Raw genomic sequence first — 15059 nt, forward strand, 5'->3', positions numbered from 1 at the left:
TTGACCATGCAGACTGGATGGGATATTATATGAGTTGAGATAGTAGGAGGCATTGATGTTCATGACCACCACCGAATCAGAGCCGACTACCGAATCAGAGCGAACATTCAGCCAGCTCGATATAGCGCCCACTGTCGCTCGATTGCTGGGAATCCAGTTGCCTCTCAATGATGGCAGGGCAATCGATCTGGTGGAGGGCTGGGGCTGCAGGAATGCCGCAATCATAATAGTAGACAGCCTGGGATATGACCTGCTGATGCATCTCTTGCCCTGTCTGAAGAATACATCTCGTCTAATAGATGATGGAATTCTTCTCAGAGCCAAAGCAGTCTCCAATCACACCACTCCTGCCATCGCCAGCATTCTGAGCGGCCTTGTGCCCGAGCATCATAAGATCTTTGATAAGGCAGGGGCAAAGGCCTCAAGCATCCTCAGCCTGCCTGAGATCGCCAGCGCTGCAGGTCTGCGATCTGCGGTGATAATGGAGACAAACGGAGCTGAGGTCTACGAGGGTCTGATCGAGATCATCCATGGAATATCGGACCGCATTCCTCCGGAGGAGTTTGATCGAGAGGCCTGCAGCATGACCCTGCAATCCCTGCGAGAGGGCCCCAGGCTTCTCGTCTCTTATTTTATTGGAATCGACAAAAGCGTGCACATGGGTCGGGAATGGAGCGGCATTCGTAGCGCTGTTTTGCATATCGATCGCTGCATTGGCGATATCACAGAAGAGGCAGATGAAAAGACACTGCTGATTATTTGCGGAGACCATCCTATTCATGCCGGGCCATTGAAGAGGAGCTCTGAGCCCTATTACGTTGCTCTGATCCTGGGGAGGGGAAGATCCAAGGATAATAAAGAGCAGAACATAGATTCGATAGGTTTAAATGTCGCAAGCGAATAACATGATCTGATGGACGAGGATCTCTCTGAAGTTTTTCAATTAATTGCTGAAGATGAGCGAAGACGCAGATATCTTAAAGAGGTCGGAGACTGGTTGATAGATGAGTACTTCGAGCTCCACCAGGCGTCTTAGACAATTCACAATATTTCACATCATAAATCTCATCAATCATCTCCTATCACATTATCGCCTCTATGCCGCGCGTCCCGCGCGCATAACTTCTAAAAATTTTTTTAGCAAACCAATCGTCTCATGTGTCTTCTTCTAAAATTTTCGATATTGGCTGCCATTGTGAAATGGTTTCACAGAGAATAAAAACCTCCGCGCAAAAAGACGATGCCTACTGATATCTGTTATGATAGTAGTAATCGCCTGAACACACTTTTCACAACCAGTTTTAACAAGATTTCTCGGTCATGTGGCCATTGTGTGAAATACTATTCTGACTACTATTTTGGATTTATTCTCGAAAATAAGCTTTAATAGATGTTTTAAGCAACTTACTACAACTATCGACTATTGGAAAGTTTTATATACCACTAAAACCAGGTTTACATTGTGCCAAAATGGCCAGACAACCTGTCTCAATACATATTGACAGGGCGGATGGAGGGCTTATTCGTCTGAGGGGATGGATGAACCTTTGCAGTATATCTGAGAAGTAGAAGCAGTGTCGAGTGAGCATATCTGGGGCATCGGAGCGATTTGCTCCATCACAACAATTGTGGTAGGGCTAAAAGTTCTTGATGGCAAGCTCACCACAATCCGACTGGAACGTCTACCAATAGGGATGGCATCGGGAGTAGCAATGAAGGGGATATCGATGATCTCAAAATGGTCTTTCGATGGTTGTATAATTGCTTCACAATTAGTCCGCTTCTCATATACAAATGGCACAAGGGGTAGCAAGAAGGAGTGCATAAGGATCCTGGTTGATCATCTTTCTGAATGACTGTTCACAGCTGGGAAGGGACGGCTTGTGAACGGGCGATGGGATGATCCACTGCCTGGATAGATCAAGATGCTCGTGGCTGGAAAGGGACGGCAATGAGCAGCTGTTGGCAGAGCTGGGATCGAGGTGCAGCAAGGCAAGGTATGCGAGCAAGGGAAGTTTGGCCTTGTTTAAAGGGAGACCAGGCAAATGGTCTTGCTCAGCCTATCTGTCGGATGAAGGGATGGCACGAGAAGCTGTGGATCGGATCAGGAAGGTGAGCAATCTTGCTGATCCGGTCAAGTGACAGAGAGCGGAACGAAGCGAGATGGATTTGCGGAGGGGGATACAATTGAGAGGACAGATCAAGCTATTTACATTGCATATGAACCTGGAGAAATCTGATCAATCGAGGCTCTCCAGGATTAGAGACAGCAAGGGCATCAATCTCAAGCGGTATTGCTCCTCTGGGGAAGAATCAACCCTCCCAGCTTTCGAATTGATATCCTGATGGCAATACTACTGGAAGGATAAGCGGAGGAGAGCATGAGGATCCGGATTGAGATAGAAGATGGCGGATTCAAATCATCTCACGAATTTGAGTCGCAAAGCATAGATAAGGAGGCCTTAAGGGATAAGATCATAGGCTTTCTCTCAGCTTCCGGTATCTTCGATAGCAAAGATGAAAGGGGAGCAATAGCGACTGCACGTGATTACCGCAGCAGCGGCACTCTCATGGACCGCCTAGAGCACTTCATCAAATTCGAATTCTCCAATACCTGGTTTACATCTCAGGAGCTGAGGGAGCGGTATGAGACCGTAGCGGACGATATCAAGCTCAGCACAGTCTCTACTTATCTATCGCGAATGAACCGCGATGGTCTGCTGGAAAAAAGGGGAAACAGAAACAACAGGCAGTATAGACTGATTGAGATGATCGAGCCTGAATTGATACCAAGTCATAATTATCAGCGCCAAAACAGCTATGAGAAAAGAGGAGCAGAGGGTAGATAAAAAATATTGGCCGGAAGAGCATCAACCCTTTTCCACCGCCTCCGGGTTTCCACTGTAATTCCGGCCTTTCTGCTCTGAATCAATAAAGCTGGCTACTGGTCACATTGATGCTGTATTTAGCCAGATCGTTCTTTGGGTTTATCTCCAGCACTCTCTCGAAGGCCTGGAGTGCTTCCTGGAAACGGCCCTGCCCAGCAAGTGCCAGGGCCAGGGAGTATTGAGCGAATTCATTCTTTGGATCGAGGACGACGGCCCTCTGGAGGCTCTTTAGAGCCAGCTTAGCTTCTCCAGTCCTCTCCTGGGCCAGGCCCAGCTCCAGCCACAGAACGGGATCATCAGGAGATAGCCTGGTTGCATTCTCGAAGGCTTGCCTGGATTGGTTATGTCTGTCCATCAATCTGTACACCTGGCCCAGGTTGTACCAGATGTCCGCTGAGGATGAACTGATCCCAGCTGCTTTTTGCAGGCTTTCTCTTGCCTCATCGTATCTTCCCAAGGCAGCAAAAATGCTCCCCCGATTAGACCAGGCGGCGGAGTCCTCCGGATTGAGGGAGACGATCTCATTAAAGCACTGCAGGGCTCCAGAGCTATTGCCTGTGGCTGCCAGAGCCAGCCCTTTTCCCATCAGGCTCTCGGTGTCACTTGGCTCTTGGCTGAGAGCACTTTCAAAGAGGGGAATGGATTGGCCGTACTCCCCCTGGGCGCAGAGGATGTTCCCCAGTCCTCTGTAGCCCCGGACGCTGGGCTCTTCTGCTATAGCGGCCTCATAGTAGCTGCGGGCTTCTTCAAGTCTTCCCTTTTGATGGAGAGCTTCTGCTAATCCCATGAGAGCGTCCGGATTTTGCGGCTCGATATCCAATGCTCTATTGAAGCTCTCTATAGCCGGATCTATATTCGTCTGCAATAGGAGAATCTCTCCTCTTCCTATCCAGGCGGCGGAGCTATTAGAATCGTGTCCAAGAAGCTCCTCATAAGACTGCAGGGCCTGGTCGAGGTCCCCGAGATCCAACTGCGCTTTTGCCATTCCCAGCAGCGCTCTTGCGTTCTTCGGGTCCTGTCCCAGAATTAGGCCATAATGCTCTGCTGCTTGAATTGATTCATTCCTCTCCAGAAGGTCGTCTGCAATCTTCTGCAGGGCAATGATGTTGTCGGGCTCCAGCTCCAGGATCCGGCGATAGCACTTATTTGCCTCCTTTTCTCTGCCCAGACTGCTAAGAGCCAGCCCTTTTCCGTAAAGGGCAGAGACGTTATCTTTCTTTAGCAGGAGGGCAGCGGAATAGCTCTCTAGAGCTGACGAAAAGTTCCCCCTGGCCAGGAGAAGATCGCCTTTGCCAAGAATCGTCTGGATATCATGGGGATTGATCTTCAGGGCCTGATCGAAGGCCTGGAGCGAGGAGCTGTAATCCTCAGTGGCATAGCGGACCATGCCCAGTCCCCGCCATGATTCGAAGTCCTCCGGGTTTTTCTCCAGTACCGTATAATAGTCCTCTTCTGCCCTATCGACCTGGCCGAGCTGGCGGTAGCATTCTGCTCTGCCCTTCAGGGCGAGAATGTCGCTCTTATTCTGTTCCAGCAGGAGGTTGAAGCTATTCAGGGCCTCAGGATAGCGAGCCAGGGTGAGGAACAGATCTCCCTGGTTGAACAGGATCTCTGTGTTGTTGGCCTCCAGGCTCAGCGCCTTCTTATAGCTTCTCAGGGCGTGATCGTAGTCCTCGAGCATCAACTGGGACTGAGCAAGGCGGTTATAGAGGGTCATGTTCCCGGGATCGAGGCGCAGGGCGCTGTCGAAGCATAGCTGGGCCATTCTGTACCTTCCTGTCTCCATCATTATCTCTCCTTTCAGGCTCCAGGCCTCATCGAGGGACTGATCTATCCTCAGAACCTGGTCGAGGGAGCGAATTGCTTCTTGAAGATACCCCAGCCCGAAGAGGATCCGTCCTTTGAGCAGCCATGCTTCGGCCAACTCGTCATCGATCTCCAGCGATAGGTTGATTCTCTCCAAGGCCAGGGGATATGAGCCATTCTGGCTGTAATTCATAGCCTCTCTCAAATAAAAGTCAGAGTTAGGGATGGAGGTACCGCCGGTGGTGGCTGAGGTAGGAGCGGATTCGAAGAGGATCAAAGCACAGGTCAAGAGAAGGCAGATTGACAGGACCCCTGTCCAGAAGGAGCGTTTATCCATTGGCATCAGGATCATTTGTCATCGCTTATGGGATAAAATTAACCTTCAAAAGAGGAGTTTTTCCCCGCCATGAGTATCATTGCAGTATCAGTTCCACTATATCGCCATCATCGAGCCTCAGCTCATCCCGCAGCCGCAGGGGAGATATGATCTCCACCAGATCCGGAGGATAAGAGCTCCTGTCTGGCCGGATGATTGCCCCCTCCAGGCCATTTAATTTTATCTTATAGCACCTGCATTCCCCAAAAGACCTCTCCTCCTCTCGAAATCCCTCTATGAGGATCTGATGAGGACCGGGATTGAAGGGCTCATCGAGCTTTATGTTAAGCGTGCCGGGAAAGGGCACAAATCCCAGCTTCTGGATGAACTGATGGCGATAGCCCTTTCGCGAGATATAGTACTGCCCCTGGCCCAGTCCGCCCACCACTCTTCCCCGCATCACCGTGGTTCTCTCCCCCGCAAAGAATTTAGGCCTTTCTCCTTCGTCCTCCTCCCGTGGTCAGGATCAGGTATATCGACTTGAACGTATTCCCGATGAAGAACTTGGGAGGTGTTCTCTTGCCTATGATCCTTGTCCTTCCCGCCTGGATGGCCTCTATCGCCTCGAATGCATCTGCTGCCTCTATCTCCGTGACTCCGAGGCCCACAGTGGCGGCAAAATGCGAGTCGCTCCCTGCGACTGCAGGAAGGTGGCGCCTCTTTGCTCCGATCAGCGCCCGGGCATTGGCTATGCCGAAGAGGTGCTTGGAGTTGTAGACCTCCACAGCATCGCACTCCGGTATGCGCCCGATGGCATGGCGGAAGGGGTGATATGGATGGGGGACTATAGCGATCCCTCCCTGCTCGCGGGCCAGGTCTGTGGTCTCCTCCGGGCTGAGCCCTCTGGGAGGCAGATCCTCAATGCCCAGGACCAGCAGATGGCCTTCTGAGGTTGTGACCTCTGCTCCGGGGATGAGTATCAGATCCAGCTTATCCTCTTGGATGATCTTCATCGCCTGCTGGGATCCTCTCAATGTATCGTGATCGGTAATCGACAGGCCGTCGAGGTCCCGGCGAGCGGCAGCCCTCAGAATAGTCCTGACATCGTCCCGTCCATCTGAGCAGTTGGAATGGACGTGCAGATCAAACCTCATTTAGAAACCCCGGGCACGGCCAGACGGCCCTGGAGAGCGGAAGCGGCAACAGTAGCAGGGCTGGCCAGATAGACCAATCCTCCTTTTCCCATTCTTCCTGGGAAGTTCCGGTTGGAGGTGGAGACGCACACCTCTCCTTCTGCCAGGACCCCCATATGGGCTCCCAGGCAGGGACCGCATCCCGGAGGACCGATCATGGCACCCGCTTCCACCAGAGTCTGGATGATTCCCCTCTTAAGCGCATCGAGCAGAACCTCTCTTGAAGCGGGTATTACCAGGGTTCTGGCTCGAACCTTCTTCCCCTTCAGTATCCCGGCAGCCGCCTCCAGGTCTTCCAGTCTGCCATTGGTGCAGGTGCCTATGAAGGCCTGATCTATCTTTAGCCCCGCCAATTCAGAGACCGGCCGGACGTTGTCCACCCGGAAGGGGGCCGCCACCTGGGGTTCAAGCTCAGCTATATCGTAATCATATTGCTGCTGGTATGAATCCGGATCAGAGAAAACCTGAGTGTACGGCTGGCGCGCCCGGCCACGGAGCCACTCATCTGTCTTCTCATCCGGCGGGACGATGGCCGCCTTAGCCCCCATCTCCACCCCCAGGTTGCAGAGGGTCATCCTTCCTGATATGCTCAGACCTTCAATGGCGGGACCGATATACTCGACCGCCTTGTAGGTAGCGCCATCTGCACCCAGATCTCCTATCACCTGGAGAGCAATGTCCTTGGCAGAGACGAATGGAGCGAGTCTTCCCTCCACCTTTATTCCTATGGTCTCGGGCACCCTGAACCATAACCGGCCAGCGGAGTAGATCTCGGCCATGTCAGTTGCCCCAACGCCTGTGCCGAAGGCTCCAAAAGCGCCATAGGTACAGGAATGTGAGTCCGCTCCCACCAGCAGTGTGCCGGGAAGGGCGAAGCCCTGCTCTGGGAAGACCTGATGGCAGACCCCTGTGCCGCAGTCGAAGAAGTGGGAGATATTCTGCTCGCGGGCCCAGTTTCTCACCTCTCTTTGCAGATCGGCAGCGGTCTCATTGTTGGCCGGGACGATGTGATCGTATGGCACAACCACTCTATCCGGGTCCCAAACCTTTTCTGACCCCATCTCCCGGAAGGATCTGATGGCCAGCACCGATGTCCCGTCATGAGACATGGCATAATCTATCTCCGCCTCCACGATCTCCCCAGGCTCTGCCATCCCGTCATAGCCGGAGGCGCGGGAGAGTATCTTCTGGCTTATAGTCGCCAAGTCCCTTTCTCCACAGTGCTGCTTATGCTCTCATTCAATGGCGATCCTCCATTATCTCAGGCATCTGTTATCGATCTCTTTTGCACTGAATCTCTTCCTCCGAGGGCATCATATAGGCGATATCCTCTGCCGGGTGGCGGTAGAGCCGGGAGCCGAGTCGCTTCTGATCCAGGATATGACCTATCAGGCCGATGCTGCGGCCCAGAGCAAAGAGGCCGTTCAGATATCCCAGGCGCACCACCTCATCGATCTCCTCTTTGCTGAAGGCGCCGCAGGAACTCATCAGGTCTATGAACAGAATACCGATGCACCCGTCGACATTCAGTATCAGGTTACCTTTCTTGGCGGTGGTGAGCTCCTCTACCTGCAGGGCATAGTTCAGAAGCTCGGTCGAGGGGAAGTTGGCCCGGGCATAGCTGATGAGCAGCTGGACTCTCTTGTCCGGGTTCTTTACGCTCTTGATCTTGTGGCCTATGCCAGGGATGTTAATACCCTTCTTTTTCATCTCGCCCACAAACTGCTCCGGGGCGAGGCCGGTCTCTTGTGCCCGCTTGAACTCCCGGGCGGCATCGTCGATTGCCCCCCCAAACCTGGGGCCGATGGTTAAAAGCCCGCTGCATAACGATGAGATCAGATCCTTTCCCGCACAGGAGGCAACTATGGCATTATGTGCTCCCGAGACCGCCGGGCCGTGGTCCGCCACGATCTGGATGACCAGCTCAATGAAGTGGGCGGCATATTCTGGGAGCTCTTTCTTGAACCATAACAGGCCGATGACCCCACCTATTCCCATCTTCCGGTCCAGGACATCGGATAGCTTCTTTCCTGCATACAGCAGCTCCTCGCCGCTGTCATCGGATATCGTGCAGATGAATGTGGTGGGCTTGCGGATATCGCCAGTGGCCAGAGCTTTGCTGTAGTCCGTGGGGATGCGGGGAACCTCAGGCTCATCGAACTTCTGCACTATACCCCGAGTGAGGAGCATATCGTAGACCTGGCGCACCATTTCTCCATAGTCATCGAAAGACCTGGGCACATATGCTCCTGCCTGGCGGAAGGCATCGTTTTTAGCCTGAGCAGTCTCCTTTTCGGTGTTGGCCTTGGCACCGGCATGGCCAAACTGGACGCTGGCCGGAAGGTAGGGCGAGCAGGTGCCTGTGACCCAGGCCACCAGAGGTTTGGTGATCTTCTTCTCTTTGAGGGCCTGGATGATCATGTACTCGTCCTCACCGCCCAGCTCGCCCAGGCAGGCGATCATCTTGATGGCTGGATTTCTCTCATAGCGGAGGATGTGGTCGAGCATGTTCGATCCGGGATAACGGTCTCCTCCGATGGCCACTCCTTCATAGATGCCATCGGAGTTTCTGGAGATTATATTGAATGCCTCATTGAGCATGCCACCCGATTTGGAGACGAAGCCCACGCATCCCGGTCGATATAGCTTGGAGGCGATGATGTTCTCGATGGTACCGGCGGTGTTCCCTATGCGGAAGGCACCTGCAGTCATCCCCCCCACCGTCGCCGGACCGATGACGATCTTGTCCAGTTTCCTAGCTGTGGCGGCCATCACCCTGGATTGCCTCTCAGGCACGCCTTCGGCGATGACGGCGACGATGCGAATGGTATCCTCCTTCAGCGCTTCCATGGTGGTCTCAAAAGCTGATCGGTGGCTGGCAAAGTTGACCATCACATCTGCCTCTGGATAGGCAAGAGCTGCCAGGGGGATGGTCTTGTACATGGGCAGGATTATCTCTTTGGTTCCCCAAAATGCCTTATGGATCCCGGCTCTGCTTGGATTAATGATAGCCGAGATGCTGGGCGACGAGCGCTTGCAGACATAATCGAAGTCCAGCATGCGCTGGATGGCATTGGTCTGGTAGCCATAGACGAATGCTTTTGTATTTATGTCAAAGAGAACGTAATCTTTCCTGCTCATTGATTCTCCTCCAGTGCCAGGGGGACGATTCTCGTCATGTGGGTCTCCGGTCCGTGAACCTGGATGGGAACGCCAAGCCTTTTGCCCAGATCCCGCATGAGCTTCAAGCCCTGCTCGTAATTCGGCCCTCCCCGGCGCACATAGATCTCAATATCGGCCTCCTGCAGCTTCTGCTGGTACTCCTCCAGGGCCATGACCACTCCCTTGAAGGTCTTGGCCACATCGGTGAAGTTGGCAATGGCCCCGCCGATGAGGAGCACCTTCCCGTTGGGATTTTTGCTCCGGGTCATCAGGTCCAGGATGGTACAGGTGTAGTGGTAGGTCTCCTCGGTATTGGGATCACCGCTGTACTCACCATAATTGGCCATCTCATCGGCGTGACCCAAATCGCAGATGGTATCGGCATAGATCACGCTCGCTCCGCCGCCGGCGACCATCGTCCAGACCCTTCCCTCCGGGTTGAGGATGGTGAGCTTCAGAGAGGCTCCGGTCTTGGAGTCGATCTCCTTGATGAAGAGCTCCTCCTTGGAAGGAGTCCTGCCGAATGGTTCAGGGAATGCCAGTTCCGACCATCTCTTCTTTTGCCAGTACTCTTCTGCGTCATCCAGCTTCGCCACCATATCCAGCGGGACGATTCCGCGGCCTGAGAATGTGAAGGGATTGATCTCCACGTAGGCAAAGCCGGTATCGCTATAAAACCGCCATAAGGCGGTGATGAATTCCTCCACCAGCGCTCTCTTATCTCCCAGCTCTGCCGGCAGCTTGGAGCCTACGTCCAGAGCATCGATTCCTTCCAAGGAGTCCACATGGATAGATATTACCTTCTCCCAGTTCTCCTCCACCCCGACGCCGCCATCCATTGAGAAGAAGATGTTGTCCCCTTCATAATCCGAGCTGATAGCCACATAGTACTCCTCTTTGTGGGGTGTGAAAGGCTCTATCAGGAAATAGGACAGCCTCCCGGTTATTCCTCCTATGGTAACCTCTAGGCCCATTTTCTCATTGAGGTATTCCTTTGCTTCCTCCCAGTCCGCATCCAGAAGAACAAGGCCCAGCTTCCCTCTCTTTCCAAAGAGCTGGTCAGGCTTGACCACAAGCCTGGTCGTCTTCAGCCACGGATTTTCTGCCTCAAGCCCTTCTATATCCGTCTCAGGACCAACTAATGCCAGGTTCCCTTTATATGAGAAATCATCGAGGTACTCGGGAAGGTATCTAGCTAGCAGATTCTTTGCGTCATATTCCCTGATGCCTCTTTGTGCCATGTCAAAAACCACCTTCGCCGCCCTAATGCTTTTCTTATTTACAAACTTTTCTCCGGGATAAGATATTTGTTTCGGGAAAATATTGAGATACTTCCAGGGGACTGGCCGAACATGAAGTATCCTGATTCCGAAAAAGCATTTGCTGAACCCGCGGCAGCGGTCTTAGCTAGTATTGATGAGAGGTATTTAGCCTGCCCCGACTGCCCGCCGGAGCCGAATCTGGACAAAACCCGGGGGTGCAGGGACCTGCCCGGAAGGGTAAAAAGGTGCTCCTCCTGCGGAAGAGCGACGCTGGATGCGGTGATGCTGGATGCCCTTCATGTCTTGCATGATTTCGGTCTGCGCGACGAGCGGGAAACGCTGAGAAGCGTCGGATCGCCGCTGGTGGTTGTGGGCTATCCCCTGGCCTACTCCCCCCGTCTGGGGCCGGACAGCCTGATCATCCAGGGAGAGAACATATCCCGTGAGGCTGCCCAGGCAATGGTGCAACGGATACCGGAGATCAGAGGGGTTATCCTCTTCCAGGGCGTTCCTGGAATGCATAAAAAAGGCACGGCGCCCCTGGAGAATGCACTATTAGCCGGATCCGATCTGAGGGCTGACGTCTGCCAGAGCCTCTTTGGCGAGCTTGTCATCTACAAGAGCCAGTCGAAGATTCATATCGAGTTCTCCAGGCAGAGCGCCCCCAAGATGAGGATCATAGAGCAACTCATGCTGCAGGGAAAGGCATCTCGGGTGGTGGATGGGCTGTGCGGTCCGGGAACGCTGGGGCTGATGTGCGCCCTGGCCGGCGCCAAGGAGGTAGTACTGAACGATGTCTGGCTGCCCGCGGTGCAAAACGTTCTCCTCAACCTAAAAGCCAATCGAGATCTTCTGGGGATAGAGAGAATAGAGTATCCTCAGGTCTCCTCACAAGAGGTCGGAACGGAACCGGTGCTGGTAGGCCATGCCAGCGGTGCCTGCGATATACAGGTTTATCATGGCGATCTTGCCAGGCTCTTTGAGAGGGCCTCGCCCGCTGACCTCTGCCTGATCGATCATTTTCCGGGAATGGATACCAGAGAGCTTGAGAAGGCCTGCATATGCTGCAAAAAAGTAGTGTTGATCTGATTAAATGGGACAGCGCGGATTCGAACCGCGGTCCAAGAGTCCCAAACCCTCGAGGATAGACCAGGCTACCCCACTGTCCCAATAGCGAGTGCTCCTAGTGGTATGTTGTCTTTAAAAGCCTTTTGCTAACCTTTCTTCTGCCCTGGTGACAAGATTTTTTCGGTTGATCTTCTTGACCAGGTAGGCGGTGGCCAGCCCGCCAATGGCGGTGAGCATCCAGAGCTGAACGAGCCGGATGAGGATGGTTGCCGCAACTGCAGTATGCACGGGGATTCCAATGGCAGTGAAAAGAGTGCTCATTACAATATCGACAAGCCCCACACCGCCGGGGAGGAATATGGGCAGCATCTGCAGGAATATCATGACCGAATATACTGCCAGAACTGCCCAGAATGAGACGATGACGCCCATCGACCGGAAGACCACAACTGCAACCGTGGTCATGCACAGCCAGCCTGCCAGTGCCCAGAAGGTGCTGATGAAAAGGGTCCTTTTATGCTCCGCCAGCAGCATCATGGAATGATGAAACCTGCCCAGTATGCGGCTGCATTGATTCTGGTCTATATGCACATGCAATATGCGCTCGGCGTGCTTGATGATGCTGAATGCAATTATCTCCAGCCAGTTGTCGGCAAAGCAGATGCCAAAGAATGTGGCATTCAGGAGGAGCAGGACCAGGGCAATGGCATAGCATGTGGCCAGGGCCCAGGGAGGGGCATTTGTGACCAGGTCCAGATATGCGAGGCCAATGGCAGTTCCCAGGAAGAAGGGGATGGCGGTGATGATCCTGGTCGTGGCTACAGTGGCAGAGGACTGGTCGATACGGCATCCGCCATCAAGCTTTTCCAGGAAGTAGACCCGGGTCGTCTCCCCGGAGAAGCTGCCCGAGGGGATGAGATTGTTCATGAAGCCGCAGGACAGGTAAATCAGGAAGATGTCTTTGACGGGCACTTTATAGTTGAACTTGAGGGCAATGGCCCTCCAGGCCAGTGCATCGCATAATACCCCCAGCAGGGCGAGAACTACCGCCAGAGCAAAAAGGCTGATAGCCGCGCTCCTCAGAGTATCGATTGCATCCTGGTAGCCGGCATAGTAGAGATAAAGAGAGTAGATGAAAAGGCCTACAGCGATTAGAGCTATTGATTTTTTTGGATGGATTGTAGGAAGCTCTATATCGCTCTTCACCTGCAGGCTAACGGGAGGGATGGTTAAAAATATTCCGTTTGGACTACTGGGGCCCAATCGATCTAATCACAACCTTTTTAAATCCTGATCTGATAGGGTGATCCCATGGGAAAGACAGGAAGCGTAGAATGGGTCAAGATCAAGGGCAGAAAGGGCCAGGTCAGGCAGGTAACCAAGGCCGAGACCACTTATAAGAAGCCCGGTCCGATGCAGAAATATACCGCCTCTGGTTCCAGAGTAAAGAAGATAAGGAGATCAATAAAGGCCACTCAGATCAGAACATGATTTCCCAGGACGTAGTGCTGGTACGCTACGGGGAAATCGCTCTCAAGGATAGCTGGACCAGGCAGAGCTGGGAGCGTATCTTAAAGAGCAATATAGCCTTTTGTTTGAATAAAGCCGGTGTGGATCACAGGATCTCCGGGAGCGAAGGCCGGATCTTCGTCCATACCCCAGATGTGAGGGCGGCCGCGATTGCCTCCCAGGTTTTTGGAGTTGTCTCCGCGAGTCCTGCCCAAAGTGTGCCCTCCAACCTGGAGGATATAAGCCGGGCGGCAGTGGAGGTGGCGGCGAAGACGATGGAGAGGGCAATGCAGTCAGGCGCAGCCATCCAGACATTTGCCATCCGGCCCCGGAGGTTTGGGGTCCCGTTCTCCAGCGTAGAGATTGGACAGAAGGTGGGCGAAGCGGTTCGACTGGCCACTGGCGCATCTGTCAACCTCAGGGACCCTCAGATGGAGATATTCGTCGAGGCGAGAAGAGAGGGGACATACATCTTCACCGAGGTCACGCCGGGCCTGGGTGGCCTGCCCATAGGCTCTCAGGGGAGGATGCTGGCGATGATCTCCGGGGGGATCGATTCGCCTGTGGCTGCCTGGATGATGATGAGAAGGGGCTGTACGGTCTCACTGCTGCATTTCGACTCCCGGCCTTATGCCGATTCCATAGATCAGTCCAAAAGATGCGTCCAGGTTCTGGCGGAGTGGACCTGCGGCCGGAAGATCAACTTCATCACCGTTCCCATAAAAAAGGGGATTGAGAAGATCCAGATGCATTATCCCCGCGCCACCTGCATCCTCTGCCGGCGCCTGATGTACCGGATAGCGGCCCAGGTAATGGAGAAGGAGGGGGCGCTCGGAGTGGTCACCGGCTACTCCATGGGCCAGGTGGCCAGCCAGACAGCGGAGAACATCCTGGCAGAGCAGGCAGCTATCGGGGTCCCGATATATCATCCACTCATTGCCATGGACAAGTCGGAGATAATCGATCTGGCCCGGAAGATTGGCACCTATGAAGTAACCATGGTGACGAAGTCCTGCACTGCCGTTCCCAATAAGCCCATGACCAGGGCCAAGAAAGAGGAGATCCTTCAGGCGGAGGAGTATCTGGATCTGGTGAGCATGGCTCGGGCTTTAGCCTCCGAGATGACGGTGACGAGAATAGGGTATGAACTGGGTTCTGTTGTTAGGATCGATCAGTGAAGGCTCTGTGTTTGATTGGATTACAGATAACGGATTTTAACCACAAAGAGCACAAAGATCACAAAGGCCTCGCAAAGGTAATCCAGTTCTTGATAGCCCAATAATCCTTTGGTGCGGTCTTTGTGTCCTTTGTGCGCTTTGTGGTTTATGGCTCTTCGCTGAATTATTTGGGTGAGGTACGGCAGCGGTTATAACTCTGTTCCTCTGTGGTTGGGTCAGAGCATAGCGGTTCACCACAGGGGCAAAAGAATACAGAGAATTCGCGATTCAAGTTCCCCCATGCTACATAGCGAGGAGCCAGTTTGATTTATTGCCTCATGTGCATGACTTTCGACCAAAACATAAATATTTAAAGAAGTTCATGATGAGTGAATTGTCGCAAAGATAGAGAAAAGCGCCCAGAGCAGGAAGGAAGATCCCGTCCTGCAGTCAAATGAGCGGAGGTATGTTCTGTTGGAAGAGAAAGAGAGAAGGGAAAAGAAAGGAAAGGGCAGGATGACAGTGCAGGAGGCGGGGAGAAAAGGGGGTATGAAGACTGCCGAGACCCATGGCAGGGAGTTTTATGAAAAGATCGGCCATATGGGCGGCCAGAAGGTAAAGGAGCTGATTGAAGAGGGAAAGAAGGCCCTGGGCCGTTCTGGATAAATTAATGTCTTTTTTATCTTTCTGTGGAGTGC

Annotated in this window: 14 protein-coding genes and 1 tRNA gene; 7 read left to right on the top strand and 8 right to left on the bottom strand. The window is 53.3% G+C overall.

Annotated elements, in window-relative coordinates:
• The first annotated feature begins 55 nt into the window (after positions 1 to 55).
• The 3 genes from MCON_RS01865 (at position 56) to MCON_RS01875 (ending at position 2849) form a co-directional block, all read left to right on the top strand.
• Positions 56 to 904, top strand: a complete 849-nt coding sequence (locus MCON_RS01865; RefSeq protein WP_013718353.1) for an alkaline phosphatase family protein — start codon at positions 56 to 58, stop codon at positions 902 to 904.
• Positions 905 to 913: 9 nt separating this feature from the next.
• A complete protein-coding gene (locus MCON_RS16815; RefSeq protein ID WP_269798825.1) occupies positions 914 to 1036 on the top strand; it encodes a hypothetical protein in 123 nt (40 codons plus the stop codon).
• 1345 nt (positions 1037 to 2381) lie between these two features.
• Positions 2382 to 2849, top strand: a complete 468-nt coding sequence (locus MCON_RS01875) for a hypothetical protein (RefSeq protein ID WP_013718356.1) — start codon at positions 2382 to 2384, stop codon at positions 2847 to 2849.
• Between the two features lie 79 nt (positions 2850 to 2928).
• Here MCON_RS01875 and MCON_RS01880 read toward each other — a convergent pair whose 3' ends face one another.
• The 6 genes from MCON_RS01880 to MCON_RS01905 all read right to left on the bottom strand — a co-directional run bounded on the left by MCON_RS01880 (position 2929) and on the right by MCON_RS01905 (position 10606).
• Positions 2929 to 5037, bottom strand: coding sequence for a tetratricopeptide repeat protein (locus tag MCON_RS01880; protein ID WP_162144986.1), 2109 nt, complete (start codon positions 5035 to 5037; stop codon positions 2929 to 2931).
• A gap of 70 nt (positions 5038 to 5107) precedes the next feature.
• Complete coding sequence (locus tag MCON_RS01885; protein ID WP_013718358.1) at positions 5108 to 5470, bottom strand: DUF120 domain-containing protein; 363 nt, start codon at positions 5468 to 5470, stop codon at positions 5108 to 5110.
• Positions 5471 to 5498: 28 nt separating this feature from the next.
• A complete protein-coding gene (locus tag MCON_RS01890) occupies positions 5499 to 6164 on the bottom strand; it encodes a PHP domain-containing protein (RefSeq protein ID WP_013718359.1) in 666 nt (221 codons plus the stop codon).
• Positions 6161 to 7408 carry a 3-isopropylmalate dehydratase large subunit gene (locus tag MCON_RS01895; RefSeq protein ID WP_013718360.1) on the bottom strand — a complete coding sequence of 416 codons (1248 nt, stop codon included), beginning with the start codon at positions 7406 to 7408 and terminating at the stop codon, positions 6161 to 6163. The genes MCON_RS01890 and MCON_RS01895 overlap by 4 nt, the downstream gene beginning before the upstream one ends.
• 67 nt (positions 7409 to 7475) lie before the next feature.
• A complete protein-coding gene (locus tag MCON_RS01900) occupies positions 7476 to 9344 on the bottom strand; it encodes a citrate/2-methylcitrate synthase (protein WP_048131683.1) in 1869 nt (622 codons plus the stop codon).
• Positions 9341 to 10606, bottom strand: a complete 1266-nt coding sequence (locus tag MCON_RS01905) for an ATP citrate lyase citrate-binding domain-containing protein (RefSeq protein ID WP_048131686.1) — start codon at positions 10604 to 10606, stop codon at positions 9341 to 9343. The genes MCON_RS01900 and MCON_RS01905 overlap by 4 nt, the downstream gene beginning before the upstream one ends.
• A gap of 111 nt (positions 10607 to 10717) precedes the next feature.
• Between MCON_RS01905 and MCON_RS01910 the strand changes: the two genes are divergently transcribed.
• Positions 10718 to 11716, top strand: coding sequence for a methyltransferase (locus tag MCON_RS01910; RefSeq protein WP_157863627.1), 999 nt, complete (start codon positions 10718 to 10720; stop codon positions 11714 to 11716).
• A gap of 5 nt (positions 11717 to 11721) precedes the next feature.
• Here the strand turns inward: MCON_RS01910 and MCON_RS01915 are convergent.
• A tRNA-Pro gene (locus tag MCON_RS01915) sits at positions 11722 to 11796 on the bottom strand.
• A 31-nt stretch (positions 11797 to 11827) separates the two neighbouring features.
• Entirely contained in the window at positions 11828 to 12901 is a 1074-nt protein-coding gene (locus MCON_RS01920; RefSeq protein WP_013718362.1) for a lysylphosphatidylglycerol synthase transmembrane domain-containing protein, read from the bottom strand.
• Positions 12902 to 13006: 105 nt separating this feature from the next.
• On the opposite strand from MCON_RS01920, the gene MCON_RS01925 reads away from it, so the two are divergent.
• The 3 genes from MCON_RS01925 to MCON_RS01935 all read left to right on the top strand — a co-directional run bounded on the left by MCON_RS01925 (position 13007) and on the right by MCON_RS01935 (position 15027).
• On the top strand, positions 13007 to 13186 hold the full coding sequence (locus MCON_RS01925) for a DUF5350 domain-containing protein (RefSeq protein WP_013718363.1): 180 nt from the start codon (positions 13007 to 13009) through the stop codon (positions 13184 to 13186).
• Entirely contained in the window at positions 13183 to 14382 is a 1200-nt protein-coding gene (gene thiI / locus MCON_RS01930) for a tRNA uracil 4-sulfurtransferase ThiI (protein ID WP_013718364.1), read from the top strand. The genes MCON_RS01925 and thiI overlap by 4 nt, the downstream gene beginning before the upstream one ends.
• Positions 14383 to 14835: 453 nt before the next feature.
• A complete protein-coding gene (locus tag MCON_RS01935) occupies positions 14836 to 15027 on the top strand; it encodes a hypothetical protein (protein ID WP_013718365.1) in 192 nt (63 codons plus the stop codon).
• Positions 15028 to 15059 lie beyond the last annotated feature (32 nt).

Origin of the sequence: Methanothrix soehngenii GP6 (assembly GCF_000204415.1) — an archaeon.
Taxonomy (GTDB): Archaea; Halobacteriota; Methanosarcinia; order Methanotrichales; family Methanotrichaceae; genus Methanothrix; species Methanothrix soehngenii.